This is a genomic window from Halobaculum roseum (assembly GCF_019880245.1).
Classification (GTDB): Archaea; Halobacteriota; Halobacteria; order Halobacteriales; family Haloferacaceae; genus Halobaculum; species Halobaculum roseum.
On record NZ_CP082286.1, the window covers coordinates 1,481,971 to 1,499,991 of the forward strand.

At 71.7% G+C, this 18,021-nt stretch carries 18 protein-coding genes, 1 tRNA gene and 1 pseudogene; 9 read left to right on the forward strand and 11 right to left on the reverse strand.

Annotated features, from left to right (window positions below):
- Positions 1 to 28: 28 nt before the first annotated feature.
- The gene (locus tag K6T36_RS07520) at positions 29 to 1,417 is read right to left on the reverse strand and encodes a glycoside hydrolase family 68 protein (RefSeq protein WP_222923302.1); all 1,389 of its coding nucleotides are present in this window, start codon (positions 1,415 to 1,417) and stop codon (positions 29 to 31) included.
- A gap of 135 nt (positions 1,418 to 1,552) precedes the next feature.
- On the opposite strand from K6T36_RS07520, the gene K6T36_RS07525 reads away from it, so the two are divergent.
- On the forward strand, positions 1,553 to 2,476 hold the full coding sequence (locus K6T36_RS07525; protein WP_222923303.1) for an acyltransferase: 924 nt from the start codon (positions 1,553 to 1,555) through the stop codon (positions 2,474 to 2,476).
- A 47-nt stretch (positions 2,477 to 2,523) separates the two neighbouring features.
- On the opposite strand, the gene K6T36_RS07530 is transcribed toward K6T36_RS07525, so the two are convergent.
- The 5 genes from K6T36_RS07530 to K6T36_RS07550 all read right to left on the reverse strand — a co-directional run bounded on the left by K6T36_RS07530 (position 2,524) and on the right by K6T36_RS07550 (position 6,866).
- Positions 2,524 to 3,162, reverse strand: a complete 639-nt coding sequence (locus K6T36_RS07530; protein ID WP_222923304.1) for a DUF7384 family protein — start codon at positions 3,160 to 3,162, stop codon at positions 2,524 to 2,526.
- Positions 3,163 to 3,217: 55 nt separating this feature from the next.
- On the reverse strand, positions 3,218 to 4,318 hold the full coding sequence (locus K6T36_RS07535; RefSeq protein WP_225935203.1) for a putative sulfate/molybdate transporter: 1,101 nt from the start codon (positions 4,316 to 4,318) through the stop codon (positions 3,218 to 3,220).
- 108 nt (positions 4,319 to 4,426) lie between these two features.
- A complete protein-coding gene (locus K6T36_RS07540; protein ID WP_222923305.1) occupies positions 4,427 to 5,191 on the reverse strand; it encodes an amino acid ABC transporter ATP-binding protein in 765 nt (254 codons plus the stop codon).
- Entirely contained in the window at positions 5,188 to 5,907 is a 720-nt protein-coding gene (locus K6T36_RS07545) for an ABC transporter permease (RefSeq protein ID WP_222923306.1), read from the reverse strand. Before K6T36_RS07545 ends, K6T36_RS07540 begins: the two co-directional genes overlap by 4 nt.
- 2 nt (positions 5,908 to 5,909) lie before the next feature.
- Positions 5,910 to 6,866 (reverse strand): ABC transporter substrate-binding protein, encoded by a 957-nt coding sequence (locus K6T36_RS07550; RefSeq protein ID WP_222923307.1) that lies wholly within the window; start codon positions 6,864 to 6,866, stop codon positions 5,910 to 5,912.
- Between the two features lie 169 nt (positions 6,867 to 7,035).
- On the opposite strand from K6T36_RS07550, the gene K6T36_RS07555 reads away from it, so the two are divergent.
- On the forward strand, positions 7,036 to 7,821 hold the full coding sequence (locus K6T36_RS07555) for a TOBE domain-containing protein (protein ID WP_222923308.1): 786 nt from the start codon (positions 7,036 to 7,038) through the stop codon (positions 7,819 to 7,821).
- A 50-nt stretch (positions 7,822 to 7,871) separates the two neighbouring features.
- Here K6T36_RS07555 and K6T36_RS07560 read toward each other — a convergent pair whose 3' ends face one another.
- Both K6T36_RS07560 and K6T36_RS07565 read right to left on the reverse strand, forming a co-directional pair.
- On the reverse strand, positions 7,872 to 8,753 hold the full coding sequence (locus K6T36_RS07560) for a dihydrodipicolinate synthase family protein (RefSeq protein ID WP_222923309.1): 882 nt from the start codon (positions 8,751 to 8,753) through the stop codon (positions 7,872 to 7,874).
- 325 nt (positions 8,754 to 9,078) lie between these two features.
- On the reverse strand, positions 9,079 to 9,735 hold the full coding sequence (locus K6T36_RS07565; RefSeq protein ID WP_222920736.1) for a potassium channel family protein: 657 nt from the start codon (positions 9,733 to 9,735) through the stop codon (positions 9,079 to 9,081).
- 123 nt (positions 9,736 to 9,858) lie between these two features.
- On the opposite strand from K6T36_RS07565, the gene K6T36_RS07570 reads away from it, so the two are divergent.
- From K6T36_RS07570 to K6T36_RS07590, 5 genes and pseudogenes are all read left to right on the forward strand, one after another.
- Entirely contained in the window at positions 9,859 to 10,467 is a 609-nt protein-coding gene (locus tag K6T36_RS07570; protein ID WP_222920737.1) for a metal-dependent hydrolase, read from the forward strand.
- 95 nt (positions 10,468 to 10,562) lie between these two features.
- Positions 10,563 to 10,934 (forward strand): annotated as a pseudogene (locus K6T36_RS18885) (cupin domain-containing protein); the annotation flags it as partial.
- A 189-nt stretch (positions 10,935 to 11,123) separates the two neighbouring features.
- On the forward strand, positions 11,124 to 11,777 hold the full coding sequence (locus K6T36_RS07580; protein ID WP_222920739.1) for a VOC family protein: 654 nt from the start codon (positions 11,124 to 11,126) through the stop codon (positions 11,775 to 11,777).
- Between the two features lie 256 nt (positions 11,778 to 12,033).
- Positions 12,034 to 12,969, forward strand: coding sequence for a UbiA family prenyltransferase (locus K6T36_RS07585; protein ID WP_222920740.1), 936 nt, complete (start codon positions 12,034 to 12,036; stop codon positions 12,967 to 12,969).
- A gap of 84 nt (positions 12,970 to 13,053) precedes the next feature.
- Positions 13,054 to 14,748, forward strand: a complete 1,695-nt coding sequence (locus tag K6T36_RS07590; RefSeq protein WP_222920741.1) for a histidine kinase N-terminal 7TM domain-containing protein — start codon at positions 13,054 to 13,056, stop codon at positions 14,746 to 14,748.
- Between the two features lie 56 nt (positions 14,749 to 14,804).
- Here the strand turns inward: K6T36_RS07590 and K6T36_RS07595 are convergent.
- Both K6T36_RS07595 and K6T36_RS07600 read right to left on the reverse strand, forming a co-directional pair.
- A tRNA-Thr gene (locus tag K6T36_RS07595) sits at positions 14,805 to 14,876 on the reverse strand.
- 127 nt (positions 14,877 to 15,003) lie between these two features.
- Positions 15,004 to 15,669, reverse strand: a complete 666-nt coding sequence (locus K6T36_RS07600; RefSeq protein ID WP_222920742.1) for a DUF7114 family protein — start codon at positions 15,667 to 15,669, stop codon at positions 15,004 to 15,006.
- A 60-nt stretch (positions 15,670 to 15,729) separates the two neighbouring features.
- Between K6T36_RS07600 and K6T36_RS07605 the strand changes: the two genes are divergently transcribed.
- Together K6T36_RS07605 and K6T36_RS07610 are read left to right on the forward strand one after the other, a co-directional pair.
- Positions 15,730 to 16,410, forward strand: coding sequence for an enoyl-CoA hydratase/isomerase family protein (locus K6T36_RS07605; protein WP_225935073.1), 681 nt, complete (start codon positions 15,730 to 15,732; stop codon positions 16,408 to 16,410).
- Positions 16,411 to 16,497: 87 nt separating this feature from the next.
- Positions 16,498 to 17,079 carry a thioredoxin-like domain-containing protein gene (locus K6T36_RS07610; RefSeq protein ID WP_222920743.1) on the forward strand — a complete coding sequence of 194 codons (582 nt, stop codon included), beginning with the start codon at positions 16,498 to 16,500 and terminating at the stop codon, positions 17,077 to 17,079.
- Between the two features lie 63 nt (positions 17,080 to 17,142).
- Here the strand turns inward: K6T36_RS07610 and K6T36_RS07615 are convergent, their stop codons facing one another.
- Positions 17,143 to 17,976, reverse strand: a complete 834-nt coding sequence (locus K6T36_RS07615; protein ID WP_222920744.1) for an NAD+ synthase — start codon at positions 17,974 to 17,976, stop codon at positions 17,143 to 17,145.
- Between the last annotated feature and the right edge of the window lie 45 nt (positions 17,977 to 18,021).

Consider the following 18,021-nt stretch of genomic DNA (forward strand, 5'->3'; position numbering starts at 1 on the left):
GTGGGGGACGGATTCGGTCCGACCGCCGTTACTGCGAGCCGCCGTAGCCGCCGCGGCCGGCGTCCACGTCGCGGGTGACGAGTTCGGGCAGCTCCTCGGAGGGGAGCGGGATGTGCCCGTGTGCGAGCTTCCCGAGCACCCGGGTTCGGTCGCCGTCGAGGTCGATCCGGATCGTCGGCGAGAGCGTGCCGCCGAAGCGGCGGAACTGCTCCTCGGGCGGCAACTCTGCGACCTGATCCAGCGTCCGGCCCTCAAGGTCGTAGTAGTTGAAGAAGGAGGTGACGAGCAGCTCCTCCTCGTGAGGGAACGCGAGCCAGGAGTACGTCTGGAACGGCGCGTTCCCGGGGTTCGTGAGCACGAGTCCGGTGTCGTTGAGCGGGCGGTACTCGCCGTGCAGTTCGTCGGCGACGAAGCCGTACAGCGCGTCGAACCCGTCGATCCCCGGCGCGAAGGTGTGCTCGTGGCTGGAAACGAACAGGTAGTAGCGACCGTCGCGGACGACGACGTGCGGGCGTTCGAGCTCCTGGTTGACGCACGTGGAGTGCAGGAGGGGGTCGCGAAGCTCCCACTCGGTCGGGTCGCCGGTCGGCGAGTCGGCGATCCCGACGGCGCCGTTGAACTCCTGGCCGACGGCGTCGCCGTCGCAGGCGTCGCTGTCCTCGGGGACGGGGACGTTCGCCTCGAAGAGGAGATGGGTGTCGCCGGTCGCGGGGTCCTCGAAGAACCACGGGTCGCGGAAGGTGTAGATCATCCCCCGGGACTGCTCCTCGGTCTCGTAGCGGACGCCGTCCGGGTGCAGCAGGGACTCGTGGGTGAAGGTGCCCTCGACGCGGAGGCCGTCTCCGGCGGTTTCACCGCCTCCGTTCGAGTCGCTCCGCGACTCGCCGTCGGCGACGAGGGTGCCGCCGGTGGCGAGCGCGAGGTGCTGGCTGTAGCTCAGGTCCTCCTCGTCTGCCTCGCCGGCGGCGGTGTAGTAGCAGTACAGGTCAGAGGGCCCCTCGCCGTCGGGGTCCCACAGCGCGCAGCCGGCCCACTGGCGCGAGCCGAGCGGCTCGCTTCCCTCGAAGACGGGCCCGGCCGACGCCCACGACTCGCCGTCGGCGGAGTAGAAACAGCGGATGGTCGCCACGTCGTGGCGCTTGCCGGGGAGGAGGTCCCGCGGCGCGGTGAGCGCGAAGGCGACGCGGTAGCCGCCCACGTCGGCGATGGCGCCGTCGCGCTCGCGCAACAGCCAGGTGTCCCACAGGTACACCTCGTCGCTGACGGGGTCGCTCGGGGGGTAGATCACCGGCTTCACGGCGTCGTCGACGCGGGCGAGTCCGCCCGCCTGCTCGCGGGTCCACGCGGGCGTTCGCGACCGGATCGACTCCGCGTCGGCGTCCGCGCCGGCGTTGGACGTGCCCTCGGGGTCGGTCATTGTCGGTCGCAGGGAAGGCGGGGCCTAACCGCTGTCGCTTCCGCGTGCGCGGCGGCAGGGTGTTCGTTCTCGGCGGGTTGGCGCCGACTTCGCATATCCGAACTCCTATGACTCGTCACGGCGAATCGAGGCGGTATGACCAAGCGCCACGTGTCCCTCCCGGCGGAGGCGGACGAGGGGGTCACGGCCTTCATCGAGCAGGTGGACGACCGGCTATCGTCGGACGAGGACACCTGCGAGGTCGTCCGCGACACGCTCGTGGACCTGTTCGGCGACCGCGACGCCTACGAGCGGTGGCAGGCCGGCGGCGACGTGACGCCCGCCGAGCGCGTCCGACTCCAGGGGTACGATCCGTGTAACGCGACGCTGGAGTCGGAGTACTACGCCGAGAAGGACGAGGAGACGTACACCCGCTCGAAGCACCTCCAGTGGCTGTGGCGCCAGTTCGACGCGACGCCGATGGCCGACAACATCGCGTTCGCGCTGCGTTTCCGGCAGATGCTCGCGAACCACCTGTTCGCCGACGCCGGGGACGACCTCCGGCTGTTCAAGGGGATCACGTTCACCTACGGCCACAACATCGAGATCGGCGACAACACCGTCGTCCACGACGACGTGCACCTCGACGACCGCGGGAAGCTCACGATCGGCGACCGCGTCTCCATCTCGGATTCTGCGCACCTGTACAGCCACGACCACGACATCGTCGACCAGACGCACGTCGACAACTACCACACCATCGTCGACGACGACGCGCGCGTCACCTACGACTCGATGGTCTCCGCCGGCTGTCGCGTCGGGAAGAACGCCGTCGTCGGCGCGAAAGCCACCGTCCAGGGCGACGTACCGGACCACCACATCGCGGTCGGGTCGCCCGCCCGCAGCATCCGCGTGAAGCCCGGCTGGGAGTCCGTCGCCGACCCCGTCGAGGACAAGCTGACGAACCGCGCCGACGAGCGCGCGATCGAGTTCGACCTGCCCGACGACCTCGACGTCTTCGACGAGTTCCAGCGCGACCTCACGCCGCCGGACGGCGTCGACGCGCCCGGAGCCGAGTAGTCCGCGCTCGCTCCGTCCTCGGTCGCCTTCTCACTCACGGACGACGATCACGCCCGCGGATCGCGGTCCGGTCCCGGATACTCCCCCGCCGCGACCGCCGGATACAGCTTCTCCGCGTCGAACAGCGTCGCGAACGCCCGCGGCTCGCGCACGCTCACCGGGAACCGATCGGTGAGTCCCGCGCCCGCGCCGGGGGCGGTGAGCCGCTCGTCGAACGACAGCACGTGCATCGCGCCGCCGCGGTAGGCCGACGCCAGCGCCGGGTGATCGCCCGGCGGCTGAGTCACGGGATCGCGCCACGCCTCCACTCGCTCGCGCCAGTCGGCCGCGATATCGGGGTCCGCGAGATCGGCGATCACCGCCTCCGCGTCGGCGACGAGATCGTCGCTGGCGACGAGCGTCGTCCACGAGTGGCTTCGGAGCCCGTCGAGTGCGTCGCGAGCGTCGCCGCCGACCAGCAGATCCGCCGCGAGCACGTCCGCGTCGGCGACGACGCGGGCGGGCGAGGGGTCGTCGCTCGGCGGGTCCGGCGACGGATCGTCGTCGCGGTCGCCGGTGTCGGCATCGTCGCCCGTGCCGTCGCCGGCGCGGGTCCCCTCCCTGCGTGCCGCGAGCGCCGACCGGATCTCCGCCTCGTCGACGACGAACGCCTCCGCCCGCTCGAACAGCGCGGTCCACGTCTCCATACGCTATCCGGGATGCCGCATCGCAAAAAGCCGGGTCGTTCGGCGCGGGTCGCGCTCACGCCGCCGCGAGCCGCTTGCGGGCCGCGTCGGCGACGAGACCGACGAGGAACGCCGCGCCGACGTTCCACAGGAGGCCGACGCAGCCGACGAGCGCGACCAGCGCGAGCGCGCGGCGGCCGTCCACGTCGACCGCGCGGCGACCGAGGTGGACCGCGACCACGACGAGCAGGACGCCGAGCACGGCCATCGGGAACGCGGCGACGACGCCCGCGAACGGGACGGCCGCGAGGTACAGCCCCCCGAGCACGAGGTTCGCGCCGCCGGTGCGGGCGCCGAAGGCGTGCTTGCCCGCGAGGCCGCCCGAGCCGTGACACATCGGGATCCCGCCCAGCGGGACCGCCGAGAGACACATCGCGCCCATGCTTCCCGAGAGCCGGTCGGCCGAGACGTCGGCGTCGAACAGATCCGACAGGAGGAGGCTCGTCGCGACGGCTGCGTTGCCGACGGTCATCGCGAGTTGCCCCGTCGTCGCCGACAGCGCGTTCGTCGTGACCGCGGGCGCGGCCGCCGGGAAGACCGCGAGCGCGGGTAGGTCGGCGGCTGGAACTCCGGCGTCCGCGACCGCGAGCGCGAGGCCGACGCCCAGTACCGCCAGCGACGCGCCCCGGCGGAACCCCGCCAGCGCGACGACGCCCGCGACGCCGGCGGCGACGACCGCGAGCGTCGGGTTCGCCAGCCCCAGATCGAGCCCCGAGCGGACGAGCACCAGCGCGACCGCAAGCTGGATGCCGCGGATCACCGGCTCGCTCACGTACCGCTGGAGTCGCCCGAGCGCCCCCGTCGCCGCCGCGAGGAGGAGGACGGCGCCCGCAAGCAGGCCCGCGGCGACGTACTCGCCGGCGGAGACCGTGCCCGCCAGCGCCAACCCCGCGAGCGCCTTCATCGGCTCCACCGAGAGGGGAAGCCCGTAGACGAGCCCCCACACGACCTGGAAGACGCCGAAGAACAGCAGGGCGTGCGCCAGCGAGACGGGCGTCAGCGCCGCCAGCCCGACGACTATCGGGAGAACCGTAACCGAATCCCCCAACGCGCCGGTCCACTCGCCGGCGTCGAATCGGACCCCGTAGTCGGTCGCCAATCGCTCCGAGATCGCCACGATCGAGTGTTGCTAGCGGCGTACTTGAGGCTGTCCGGAAACCGGATCGATCAACACCGAACGTGTTCGGTAATTGAATTCGATTACACCGATCGAAGTCGATCGGTGTCAGTACACCAGCTCCCCGGAGATGAACTTGCGGGTGCGCTCGTCGCTCGGGTCCTCGAAGATCGTCTCGGTGGGGCCGACCTCGGTGAACCCGTCCCCGAGCAGGACGCCGACGCGGTCTGCGATCCGTTCGGCCTGGTGCATGTCGTGGGTCGCGACGACGACGCCGAGGCCGCGGTCGCGGGCCTCGAGGATCGCCTCCTCGATCAGTCCGGTGTTGCGCGGGTCGAGGTCGGAGGTGGGCTCGTCGAGCAGCAGGTACGTCGGGTCGTACGCGAGCGACCGCGCGAACGAGACCCGCTGGGCCTCGCCGCCCGACAGCGAGTCGGCCTCCTGGCCGAGCTTGTCGTCGAGCCCGACCACGTCGAGCGCCCCCTCGACGGCCTCGGGCGTCCCGTTCGACCCCAGGATCGACCGGAGCCCGTCGCGGAGCCGGTCGTCCCACCCCCGGCGGACCCGCAGCCCGTACTCGACGTTCCGGGCGACGGAGGCGTCGAACAGGCTGGCTTCCTGAAACACCATGCCGACCCGTCGACGGAGCTCCAGGCGGGTGTCATCGTCGGCCTCCCAGACCGAGGTTCCGTCGAGCTCGACGGTTCCCTCGTCCGGGCGGAGGAACAGCGCGAGGACCCGCAACAGGGTCGTCTTCCCGACGCCCGACGGGCCGATGATCGCGACGACCTCCCCCGGTTCGACCGACAGCGACGCGTCGTCGACGACGGTCTCGTCGCCGTAGGCCTTCGAGACGTTCGAGAGCCGGATCACTGCCTCGTCACCCCGTCGGAACCGAGCCGGACGACGACCGCGTTGACCAGCAGCACGAGCGCCACCAGGACCGCCCCGAGGATCATCGCGGTACCGTACTGCCCCTGTCGAGCCTCGAGTTGGATGGCGGTCGTCAGCGTCCGGGTCTTCGAGATCCCGTCGGCGCTCGTGATGTTCCCGCCGACGATGAGGACGGAGCCGACCTCGCTGATCGCGCGGCCGAAGCCGGCGAGGACCGCCGTCGCGATCCCGTATCGCGCCTCCTTGATCACCACCAGCGCAACGTCGATCCGGGTGCCGCCGAGGGCGTGTGCGGCGTCGCGGACGTTGTCGCTCACGCCGGAGATGGCGGCGAGGCTGATCGCCGTGATCGGCGGCGTCGCGAGCACGAACTGCGACATGATCATCGCCTCCTTGGTGAAGATGAGGTCGAACGTTCCGAGCGGCCCCTGGTTGGAGACCGCGAACAGCACCAGCAGGCCGACGACGACGCTGGGGAACCCCATCCCCGTGTTGATCACAGACTTCACGAACTGCTGGCCGGGGAAGTCGGTGAACCCCATCACCAGCGCGACCGGGATGCTGAACAGCGTGCTCAGCGTCACCGCGATGAGACTCACGTACAGCGAGACGAAGATGACGCTCGAGACGTATCCCTCCTCGAACGGGAGCCCGGCGACCGCCGGAAGCAGCTGTACGACCGGATCGAGCGGCATGCTCACCCGTCGGTCGAGTTGCTACTCCAGCCTTCCGGAACGTACTGCTGGAAGTCGGGGTCCTCGGAGACCGCCCTGGGGAAGAACAGCTGCTCCCCGTTGACCTGATACTCCGAGATGGCCTGCTGCGTCTCGGGGCTGGTGATCCAGCCGATGTACGCCATCGAGAGGTCGTAGTTGGCGTTGTCGTGGACGCCGGGGTTGACCGCCATGATCCCGTACGGGTTCGCGAGGATCTCCGGGCCGTCCTCGATGGGACCCTGCACCAGGATCACGAGGTCGAGCTCCGAGCGCTGAGAGATGAACGTCCCGCGGTCCGAGAGCGTGTACCCGTCCTGCTGGTTGGCGACGTTCAGCGCCTCGCCCATCCCCGTGCCGGTCTCCTGGTACCAGTCGCCGCCCGGCTCGGTGCCGGCGGCCTCCCAGAGGTTGAGCTCCTTCGTGTGGGTCCCGGAGTTGTCCCCGCGGGAGACGAACGTCGCCTCCGCATCGGCGATGGCGGTCAGCGCCTCGGTCGCCGAGTCCATGCCCCGGATCCCGGCGGGGTCGCTCTCGGGGCCGACGATCACGAAGTCGTTGAACATGAGGTCGCGGCGGTTGACCCCGTAGCCGTTGCGCAGGAACTCGTCCTCGAGCCCGCGGGCGTGGACCATCACCACGTCCGAGTCGCCGTTGCGCGCCGACTCGAGGGCCGCGCCCGTCCCCTGCGCGACCGCGTCGACGGACACGCCGTACATCTCCTCGAAGTCCGGGTGGATCGCGTCGAGCAGCCCCGTGTCGTACGTGCTCGTCGTCGTCGTGAGCGTCAGCGTCTCGCCGGAAACGCCGGCCGACTCCTCCTGTCCCCCGCCGATGCCCGCACAGCCCGCGAGCGCGCCGGTGACGCCCGTCGCCGCCGCCGCCAGGAACGCCCGCCTGCTGGCCGTTCCGTCGTGCCCGTCGTTCCGTTGTTTCGACATAGGAACAACGATCGGTCACGGACACATATAGCTATGGGAACCAGTTACCTCGAAGGCAGATACCGCTGATTCGAAACGGGGAACCGTTTCGTGTCGGAGCGCGCACCCGCGAACGGCTACCGGACGGCGCGCGCAACGGTTTTCCGGCGGGTCGCCGAACCCGAGGCCGATGGGATCGAACGGCGCGACGGGGTCGAACGGGGCGGCGGGGCCGAACGGCGACGAGGGGACCGCGGGGTTCGAGGCGAGTCTCACCGCCGGCGAGGCGACGTTCGAGGGACATGACGCCGCGTTGTTGCGCGCCATCGCGGCCGCGGGGTCGGTCAGCGGCGCCGCGAGCGACCTGGGCCGGTCGCGGGCGCGGGCGCTCTCGCGATTGGAGGCGCTGGAGTCGGCCTTCGGCGACCTGGTCGACCGGCGCCGCGGCGGCGCCGACGGCGGCGGGAGCAGCCTGACCGCGAACGCCGAGTCGCTGCTGGCGCGCTTCGAGCGGCTGACGGCCGCGCTGGCGGGCACCGCCGGCGCCGCGGAGTCGGTGTTCGACGGGGGCGTGACGGGGCGCGAGGGCGAGCTCGCGGTCGTCGACACCGACGCCGGGCCGCTGCGGGCGCTCGCCGTGGGCGACCCGGAGCCGGCCGACGGCGACGCGGTGCAGGTGAGCGTCCGGGCCGACGCCGTGACGCTGCACGAGCCGAGCGGGACGCCCTCGCCCGACGCGACGAGCGCCAGGAACCGGTTCCCGGGCGTCGCCGCGGCGGTCGACCGCGGCGACGCGGTCGTCGAGGTGCGGATCGACGTGGGGGCCGGCGAACCGCTTTCGGCGCTGATCACGGTCGACAGCGCGGACCGGCTGGGCCTGCACGAGGGGAGCGAGGTGGTCGCCTCGTTCAAGGCGACGGCGACGCGGGCGACCCGCACGAACGCCGCCGGCGACGGGGACGACCGGAAGGAGTAGCGGGAGGTGTAGCGGGGAGGAGTAGGCAGGGAGGTTCGACCGGCGCCGCCTCAGAGGCCGCCGCGCAGGTCCTCGAAGTCGTCGAGGAGGTCGTCGAGCGCCGCCTTCGCCTCCGCGTCGACCGGGCGGTGGGGCGAGCGAGCGTGTCCCGCGGGCGCCCCGCGCCGGCGCATCGCGTACTTCAGCCCGGGGATGCCGTACTCGGCGGTGATCGCGTGGTTCAACTCGACGCAGGCGGCGGTGAGTTCGCGGGCGCAGTCGTCGTCGCCGGCCGCGTGTGCCTCGTAGATCGCGGTCGTCGCCTCCGGCGCGAGGTTGGCGAGCGCGAGCACGCCGCCGGTTCCGCCGGCCGCGAGCGCCTGCCCGAGGACGCCGCCCGCGCCGACCACGAGATCGAAGTCGGCGTCGGCGGTCCGGTCGAGCGTGCGCTGGAACGCCCCGATGTCCCCCGAGGAGTCCTTCATGCCCGCGACGTTCGGGTGGTCGGCGAGGCGGCCGACCGTCTCCGGCTCCAGCGTCACGTCGGTGAACACCGGCACCGAGTAGAGGTACACCGGGATCGGCGACTCGTCGGCGACCTCGCGGTAGTACGCCGAAAGCGTCGCCTGGTCGTGGCCGTAGTAGAACGGCGTGACCACGAGCGCCGCGTCGGCGCCCGCGTCGGCGGCTGCGTCGGTCGCCGCCAGCGTCTCGCGTTTCCCGGGGCTGCCCGTGCCCGCGAGCACCGGCACCGAGGCCTCCTCGGCGACGACCTCGATCGTCCGGGCGCGCTCCTCGGCGGTCATGAGCTCTGCCTCGCTGTTCGACCCGCAGGGGACGAGGAAGTCGACCCCGCGATCTTCGACCCAGCCGACGAGGTCGCGCAGGGCGGCCTCGTCCAGATCTCCGTCGGCGTCGAACGGCGTGACGAGCGGCGGTCCGGTTCCGTGCATGGCGGATGGGTCGACAGCCCGCGTCAAGAGCGTTCCCGTCGATCGGCGAGGCGGCGCGGGGCGCGAACGAGGTGCATCCGTCGAAATCGGGTCGTACGGGCGTCTGACGGACCGCTCACGTCTGACGCGGCTTTATACTGGGGCGGTCGGACCCGTCGAACGGGCGCGGGACCGTACACCGCTGCGACCGTCGACCGCGGGACGCCGACGGCGGCGGGCCGGCCTCGCGCGCCGCACACGCTCGGCCCGGTATCCGCGTCGCAGGCTCGCGGCCCCCCGACCACGCCTGCCAGGGCATCGCCCTGCCTCTTTCCCCACGCGCTCGTCAGTCGCCCAGGAGCGCCGCGCGCACGTCGCCGACGCGGTCGGTCTCCGCGAGCACGGCGATCCGGTCGCCGGACCGGACGGTGGTGCCGGGCAACGGGATCGTCAGCGGCTCCCTGGCGCGGCCGTGGGCGTACACCCGGGCGCCGTCGACCGAGAGCTCGTTGACGTGGCCGCCGATCACGGGGGCGTCGTCGTCGACCGCGACCGTCACGAGCTGGAGCCGCTCGGTGAGGTCGCCGATCGCGTTGAAATCCCCGCCGAGCATGGCGGTCTTCGCGCCCGCGGCGCCGAGCCGCTCGGGGTAGATGATCTCGTCGACGGCGCGCTCGAACTCGTCGTAGATCTCCTCGTGGAAGTCCTCGGAGACGCGCATCACCGTTCGGCAGTCGCCCAGCTCCTTCGCCTCCATGCAGATGTCGAAGTTCAGCTTCGGGTCGCCCGTGATCGCGCCGACGGCGTCGCTGTGGGCGACGCCCGCGTCGGCGAGCACCGACGGGTTCGACCCGTCGCCCTCGATGACCCGGAAGCCGCGCTCTCGCGCGCGCTCGACTTTCGTGTGGTCGTTGTCGACGACGACCACGTCGTGTCCCTCCTCGTCGAGGACCCGGGCGGTCCGGGACCCGACCCGACCGTACCCCACGATGACGATCTTCATACAGTGGTATGCCACGGCATACCACAAAGCGCTATCGCCGATTCGGCGCCGCCGCGGTCGCGGAGGCGGGACGGTAGCACGGATCACGGCCGGCTTTTCCGGCCCCGTCGCCTCGGATCGGCCATGATGGCGACGACCCACGTCCTCGCGGGCGTGGCCGTCGGGCTCGGGACGCTCGCGCTCGCGCCGGAGGCCGGACCGGCCGTCCTCGCGGGGGCAGTGGGCGGACTGGCGCCCGACCTCGACCTGCTCGGCGACCACCGGAAGGACCTCCACTTCCCCGCGTACGGCACCGTCGCGGCCGCGGTCGCGGTCGCGGCGGCGGCGGTCGCCCCGTCGCCGGCGACGCTGTCGCTCGCGACCTTCCTCGTCGCGGCGGCGCTGCACGCCGTCTCGGACATCGGCGGCGGCGACCTCACCCTCCGACCGTGGGAGGCGACCGGCGACCGGGCGGTGTACGAGCACATGCGCGGCCGGTGGCACGCCCCCCGCCGGTGGGTGCGGTACGACGGCGCCCCGGAGGACTTCCTGATCGGGGTCGCGCTCGCGCTCCCGGCGCTGGCGGCGCTCGACGGGCCGGCGCGCTGGGCAGTCGCGGGGCTCGTCGTCGTCTCCGCGGGTTACGCCCTCACTCGCCGGACGCTCGTGGACGCGGGGGAGCGCATCGTCGCTGCCGCGCCCGATCCCGTGCTCGCGGCGGTTCCGGAGACGCTGATCGAGGACCTGCGGTAGGCCAATGGATCGCCGACGGGCCGACGAACCGACGGCGGGGTGACGAACCGACGACAGGGCGACGGCTTTTCTCCGGGCGGTACTCAGGGTCCGGCATGGAGAAGGTATCGCTCGCGGACGGCTTCGACTCCGTCGAGGAGCCGTGGTCGCCGCGGCTGGCGGCGGAGTTGAACGGACAGGCGGTGAAGCTCGCCCGCCTCGACGGCGAGTTCGTCTGGCACAGCCACCCCGACGCGGACGAGCTGTTCTGGGTGATCGAGGGCGGCCCGCTGGACATCGAGTTCCGCGAGGAGCCGACGGCGACCCTGTCGGCCGGCGAACTACTGGTGGTCCCTGCGGGCGTCGAGCACCGCCCGGTCGCACACGAGGAGACGAAGGTCGCGCTGTTCGAGCCCGCGGGCACCGAGAACACCGGCGACGCCGGCGACACGGGCGACGAGCGGACGAACGCCGTGCGGGAGCTGGAGACGGGCGTGAGCCGCGGCCGCGTCGGCGTCGACGACGCGGGCGGGACCACTGACGGCGGTGGCGCGGACGAGTCGACGGACGGCGACGACCGCGACGACGAGCGCGGGACCGGCGGCGAGGGGCGTCGGGAGTAGCGGGTGACACCGATGTCAGCGAGCGGCTAAGTGGCCCGAGGACGTACCGGGAGTATGGCCAGAGACGACATCGACGGCGAGGTTCCCGCCGACCAGTCGGACGTCCCCGTGACCGCCGAGCGCCCCGAGGACAGCGTGCTGCGGACGACCGGCACCGACCACATCACGCTCATCGGGAGCAACGAGGAGGCGACGGTGGCGTTCTACCGCGACGTGCTCGGGATGCCGCTGGTGATGCGCCAGCCGAACCTCGACGCGCCGGAGGTGACGCACCTGTTCTTCGACAGCGGCGACGGCCGCATCATCACGTTCTTCGTCGAGGAGAGCCGGGATAACGCCCCCGGCCAGCGCCCCGGCGTCGGCGCCGTCCACCACCTCGCGTTCTCCATCGAGGCCGAGGAGCTGCCCGAGATCAAGGAGGCGCTCTCCGAGCACGGCCACCGGTACAGCGAGTTCGACCGCGGCGCGTTCCACTCGCTGTACACCCGCGATCACAACGGGCTCACCATCGAGCTCGTCGTCGACAAGTACGAGCTCCCCGACGACCGCCGCGGCGAGGTGATGGCGCTCGCGCAGTCGAAGCGGGTCGCCGCCGGCGCCAACTACGTCGACGACGAGCACATGGAAGCCGCCATCGAGGAACTCGGCCTCGACGTGGTGCGAAACGAGGTTCCCGACGCCGCGACGGGCACCGGATTCGACGACTGAGGTCGACGCCGACCCGCCGCCCGTCGACCCCGTTCCCGACTTCTGCCCGAGCGACTGACCGCTCTGCTGCTCCGAGTCGTCCCCGGTTCGCCGCCCCGGCGAACGCTTAAATACCTCAGCTATCGCCAGCGATTTCTATACGGTCGTACCCGGACTCAATTCAGTGTCATATACACCAGAATTTTTATGATAGTGAGGTGGTGGTACCCCCAAGGGTCCGCCGGCGTCCATCCGCCGGCCGCTCCGTCGAACACACATGTCCCACGAATCAAACTACGCGTCGGACGGACACGACGCGACCGGGAGATCGGGTCGGATCGTCGAGCTGCTGACCACGTACGGCGAGCGCGCCGGCAACGCGCTCGTGTACAGTTCCGCGTATCTGGCGGCGATCGCGATGGCCGAGGTGGCGATCGCGATGGTGCTGCTGTCGTTGCCCCCGAACCCGGCGCCGGTGGTCGTCGGGCTGGTGACGTTCGCGGTGTACACGAACGACCGGGTCGCCGACGTGGACACCGACGCCGTCTCCGACCCCGACCGTGCGGCGTTCGTCCGGCGCCACCGCGACAGCCTGTACGTGTTGGCGTCGATGTCGTACGGGCTCGCGGTCGCGGTCGCCGTGCTCGGCGGTCCCGTCGCGTTGGCCGTGACGCTGCTCCCCGGCGTGTTCTGGGTGGCGTACGCCGCCGACTGGGTGCCGAGCCTCGCTCCGAGGCTCCGCCGCCTGAAGGAGGTGCTCGTCGTCAACTCCCTCGTCGTCGCGCTCGCGTGGGCGACGACGCTGACCGCGCTCCCGGTCGCGTTCACCGACGCGGCGGTCACCCCGGCGACCGCGGTCGTGTTCGCGTACTTCCTGCTCCGGTCGTTCGTCGACACCGAGATCCCGAACGTCGGCGACGTCGAGGCCGACCGCGCGATCGACGTGTCGACGCTGCCGGTCGCGTTCGGCGTGCCGACGACGCGTCGGATCCTCTACGGCGTCGATCTGCTCACGGCCGGGATCGTGGCCGCCGCGGCGACGGTCGGAGTTCTCGGGGCGGGCCCCGCGCTCGCGCTCGGCGCGGGCCTGGCGTACTCGCTGGTCGTCACGGGGCTGCTCGGGCGCGTCGACAGCGACACGCTGGCGCTGGCTGCGGAGTCCGGCTACCTCGTCGTCGCGGCCGCGCTGATCGGGCCGCTGCTTCTCGCGTAGGCGGGCCGTCGGTCGATCTGTCAGATCGTCGCGCCGCGCGCGACGGCGGAATTTATTACGGTGCTCCCCCGAGCAGGAGGGTACGTGCTCCCGCCCGGAACGCTGACGGCGGTGATGTTGCTCACCGTCGTCGTGGGGACGACCGCCGCGCTCCTCGCGTGGCGCGAGCGACAGGAACCCGGCGCGGTTCCGCTGACGGCTATGCTGGCCGGACAGGTGTGGTGGTCGGTGTTCTTCGTCTTCGAGTACCGCGCCGGGACCCTCGCGGGGAAGGTGTTCTACTCGGACGTCCAGTGGGTGGGAGTGGTGGTGATCCCGGTCGCGTGGCTCCTGTTCGCGCTGGAGTACACGGGCCGCGATCGCTACGTCCGGCCGCGGTACGTGGCGCTTCTGTCGGTCGTTCCGGTCGTCACGGTCGTGCTCGCGGCGACGAACGCGTATCACGACCTGCTGTATCTCGACACGGACCTCGTCACCGAGGCCGGGAGGCAGGTGCTCCACCGAACGGGCGGCCCCTGGTACTGGGTCGTCACGGGCTACACATACCTGCTCGGGTTGCTCGGATCGATCCCCCTGCTGGGGCTGGTCCGCAGCGACTCGCTCCCGTTCCGCGGCCAGAGCCTCGGGCTGCTCGTCGGGACGCTCGCGCCGTGGGCGAGCAACGTGTTGTTCCTGGCCGGCGCGGTCCCGGTCCCGAGCCTCGACCCGACGCCGGTGTTCTTCGCGGTGTCGGGCGTCGCGTACCTCGGCGCTATCACCCGCTTTCGGCTGCTCGGGACGAGCCCGTCGGCGAACCACCGCGCGCGGCGGCTGGTGTTCGAGCGCATGCGCGAGGGCGCGGTCGTCGTCGACAGACACGACTACGTCGTCGACATGAACGAGCAGGCGGCCGAGATCCTCGACGTCGACCCGCGGGACGTGCTGGGCGACCCGGCCGCCGAGGTGATCCCCCGATACGAGCACCTGCCCGAGGAGGGGCGCGCCTCCCGACACCTCACGCTCGGCGAGGGGCTCCAGAGCCGCCAGTACGACGCGACGGTGACCGCGGTCGCGGACTTCCACGGCCGCTCGCTGGGCGGCGTCATCTCCTTTCACGACGTGAGCGACCACCTCCGGCGCCAACAGCGACTGGAGGTGCTCAACCGCGTGCTCCGGCACAACATCCGCACGGAGACGAACCTCATCTACGGCAACGCGGACCTCATGGACGCCGAGGGCGCCCACGTGGAGGCGGTGAAGGAGGGCGCGATGCGCATCGAGGCGATCAGCGACAAGGCGCGCGACGTGATCGACATCTTCGAGCGGGGCCGCCAGCCCGGCCGGGCGCTGACGCTGTCGACCGTACTCGACGAGTGCGTCGAGGAGGTCCGCGAGGAGTATCCGTCGGTCGCGGTCGACCTCGAGGTGGCCCCGGACGGCGGCTGCGGTGACGGCTCGGACGTCGCGGTGTCGCCGGTGCTCACGTCGGTCGTGCGCAACGTCGTCGAGAACGCCGCCGAACACAACGACGACGACCCGTGGGTTCGCGTGCGGGCGACCTGCGCCGACGACACGGTCGAGATCCGCGTCGCGGACAACGGCCCCGGGATCAACGACCACGAACGGACCGCCCTCGAACGGGGCAACGAGACGCCGCTGGACCACGGCAGCGGCCTCGGCCTGTGGCTCATCGCCTGGGGCACCGAGATGGCCGACGGCGACCTCGAGATCGACGACCGGGAGGACGGCGGCACCGTGGTGACGGTGCGTGTTCCCCGGCTCGCGGCGGCGGAGGAGTGACGGCGTCGCCGGCGGTGTGAGGACGGAACCGCCGCTGGCGGTGTGAGAACGGGAAAAGCCTAGGGCGGGATTTGAACCCGCGCTCTCGTCCTTACCAAGGACGCGCTTTACCGCTAAGCTACCCAGGCGCGAATAGGGATAGCCGGGAGTCGTCTTTAGGCGTTACGATCAGACGCCACGAGGGACACGCAGTATCACGGGACGACGACCGGGTCGAAGCGGCAGCCGGCACGTCGGCCGCTGCCCGCGACCGAGTCAAGAGTCGGCGGACGAGGCCACGCGGTCCTCGTCGGCGAGGGAGGCGATGCGGTCCCCCGTCGAGTCGGGAAGCGCGCCCACGGCGGGCATGCGGTCGTCGTCGCCGGCGGCCAGCTCGGCGGCGTACGACAGCAGGTCGGCGGGCGCGCTGGCGCCGACGGCGGCGGTGCCGGCGACGACCGCGAGCTCGAACACGTCGGCCTCCAGGTTTCGGTCCAGCGCCGCCGCCTCCTCGGGGCCCGTGTCGCGCCGGAGCGTCTGATCCCGGCCGAACGCCCGGACCGTCTCGACGGCCTTCCCGGCGGCCGCCGTCCGGGCGAGCAGGTAGAAGCCGCGCGAGACGGACACGTCCGCCGCGAGCACGTCGAGGTCGGCGTCGATGTCGCCGTCGACGTCGAGGTCCGCGGCCGCCCACGGCTCCGTCTGGGAGAGTTCCCGGGTGAGCCGCAGGCCCTCGTAAATGAGCTGGACGCCGGCGGCGTGGTCCTCGACGCCCGCCAGGTCCACGTCGGGGTCGAGCGCGCGGGCCGACAGCAACGTGAGCGCTCCGGGCGTCATCTCCGCGTCGTCGAAGCGGTCGGTCAGCGCGCTCCGGAGCGCCGCCGGCTCGACGTCGCCGACCGACCGCTCCGCGGCGGCCCGAGTCCGCGCGGCGTCATCCATCGACACGCGATAGGCCGGGCACACGCAAAGACCTTTGGAAACGGGGGGCTATCCCGTCCCGTGATACGCGCCGAACGGGCCGCCGACGGGGAGTACCGGACCGTGACGATCGACCGCCCCGAGGCCCGGAACGCGCTCACCCCCGACGCCCTCGACGCGCTGGAGGCGGCCGTCGTCGAGGCCGACGAGCCGGTCGTGCTGCTCCGGGGCGCCGGCTCCGCCTTCTGCGCCGGCGCCGACCTCGACGTGGTCGAGTCGCTGGCGGACCCCGCCGCGTTCGCGGAACACGGCCAGCGGGTCGCCGACGCGATCGAATCGGCCGACGCGGTCGTGATCGCCGGCGTCGACGGCGCGGCCCGCGGCGGCGGCGTCGAGCTGGCGCTCGCGTGTGACATCCGGGTCGCGACGCCGGCGGCGACGTTCGCGGAGACGGGCGTCTCCTTCGGGCTGTTCGGCGCGTGGGGCGGCACCGCCCGGCTCCCCCGGATCGTCGGCGAGGGCGTCGCCCTCGACATCGCCTGCTCGGCGCGGGTCGTCGACGCCGAGGAGGCGCGGGAGATGGGGCTCGTCTCCCGCGTCGTCCCGGACCCGACGACCGTCGCGCGGGAGGTGGCCGACAACGACCCCGGGGCGCTTTCGGCCGTGAAGCGGCTCGTTCGCGCCGGCGCCCGCGGCGCGGAGACCGCGGCCGACGAGCGGGCGGCGTTCGCGCGCCTGCACGACGAGCGGTTCGGGGAGTGAGGACGGCCGGCCGGGAGTGAGAACGACCGACCGAGGAGCGAGCACGACACCACAACAGTTGAATCCTCGCGGCCGCGTACCTCGGGTATGACCGACGGACACGACCTCGCGGATCGTTCCTCGCTTTCCCGACGCCGGACCCTCGGTGTCGTCGGCGCCGGCGCGGTCGCCGCGCTCGCCGGCTGTCTCGGCGGCGGTGGCGGCGACACCTCGCTGCCGGAGAACGGCGACCCCGAACTCCTCGATGACGTGGAGTCGTTCCCCAGCGAGGGCGTCGAGCACGTCGAGCGCGGCACCGAGGTCGACTACGACACGCAACCGCCCACCTCGGGGCCCCACTACTCGGGCGTCGTCGAGGCGGGGTTCTACGAGGAACCGCAGACGATGGGCGATCTCGTCCACACGCTCGAACACGGCGCAGTCGTCGCCTACTACGTTCCCGACGCCCTGACTGACGAGGCGCGGTCGTCGCTGGAGACGTGGGCGAACAGCCACACCGGCACGTGGCAGAGCTTCGTCGCCGTCCCGAACCCCTACGACGACCCGCAGGCGCCGTACACGCTCACCGCGTGGCGACACCTCCTCCGGATGGACGAGTACGACGAGGACGTCGTGCGGGCGTTCGCCGCCGAGTACATCGGCCGCGGTCCCGAGAATCCGGTCCGATAGCGGAACGGGTCTCCGAGCCGGTCGCCGACCCGGTCACCGATCCGGTTCGCGTCCAGGCAGGCGCTACAGCGACAACTCGGCGGGCGCCGGCGGCATCGCGCGCTTGTGTTTCGAGGACTCGTACAGCTCCTCGACGCGGGCGATCTCCTCGGCGGTCACGTCGAGCGCGCGGACGGTCGCGGCCGTCGACAGCGGGCCGTCGACGTGGAGCGCGAGCACTGCATCGAGGGTGTCGTAGTCGAGCCCCATCTCCTCCTCGTCGGTCTGGCCGGTCCACATCTCCGCCGAGGGCGTCTTCATCACCAGGTCGTGCGGGACGCCGGCGTGGGCCGCGAGCTGGCGGACCTGCTGTTTGTAGAGGTTCCCGAGCGGGTTGCAGTCGACAGCGCCGTCGCCGTACTTCGTGAAGTAGCCCGTGAGCGCCTCGCTGCGGTTGCCCGTCCCGAGGACGAGGCGGTCGTCGGCGTTGGCGGCGAAGTAGTTGCAGACGGCTCGCACGCGAACGCGGACGTTGCTCTCGGCCATTTTCTCGTCGGCCGCCTCCGGGAGCGCGTCGTAGAACGCCTCGGCGATGGGCTCGATCTCGATCACGTCGTAGGCGATCCCGAGGTCCTCGGCGACGCGCTCGGCGTCGCTCATGTTCTCTGCGGTGTTCACCGACCCGGGCATCACCAAGCCCCGAACGCTGTCGGCGCCGAGGGCGTCGACCGCGAGGTACGCGACCGTCGTCGAGTCGATCCCGCCCGACAGCCCGAGCACCGCCCCGTCGGCGCCGGCGGCGTCGACCTGGTCGGCGATGAAGTCGGTGAGGTGCGCGTGTACCCGGTCGAGTTCGGCGTCGGACAGGCGCAGGTCCAACGGGGTCGATTCCTCGTCCAACAGGACGGATTCGCTCATCGGACACGGGTAGGTCGGCGCCGAACTAATAGCTCCCTCGTGTCC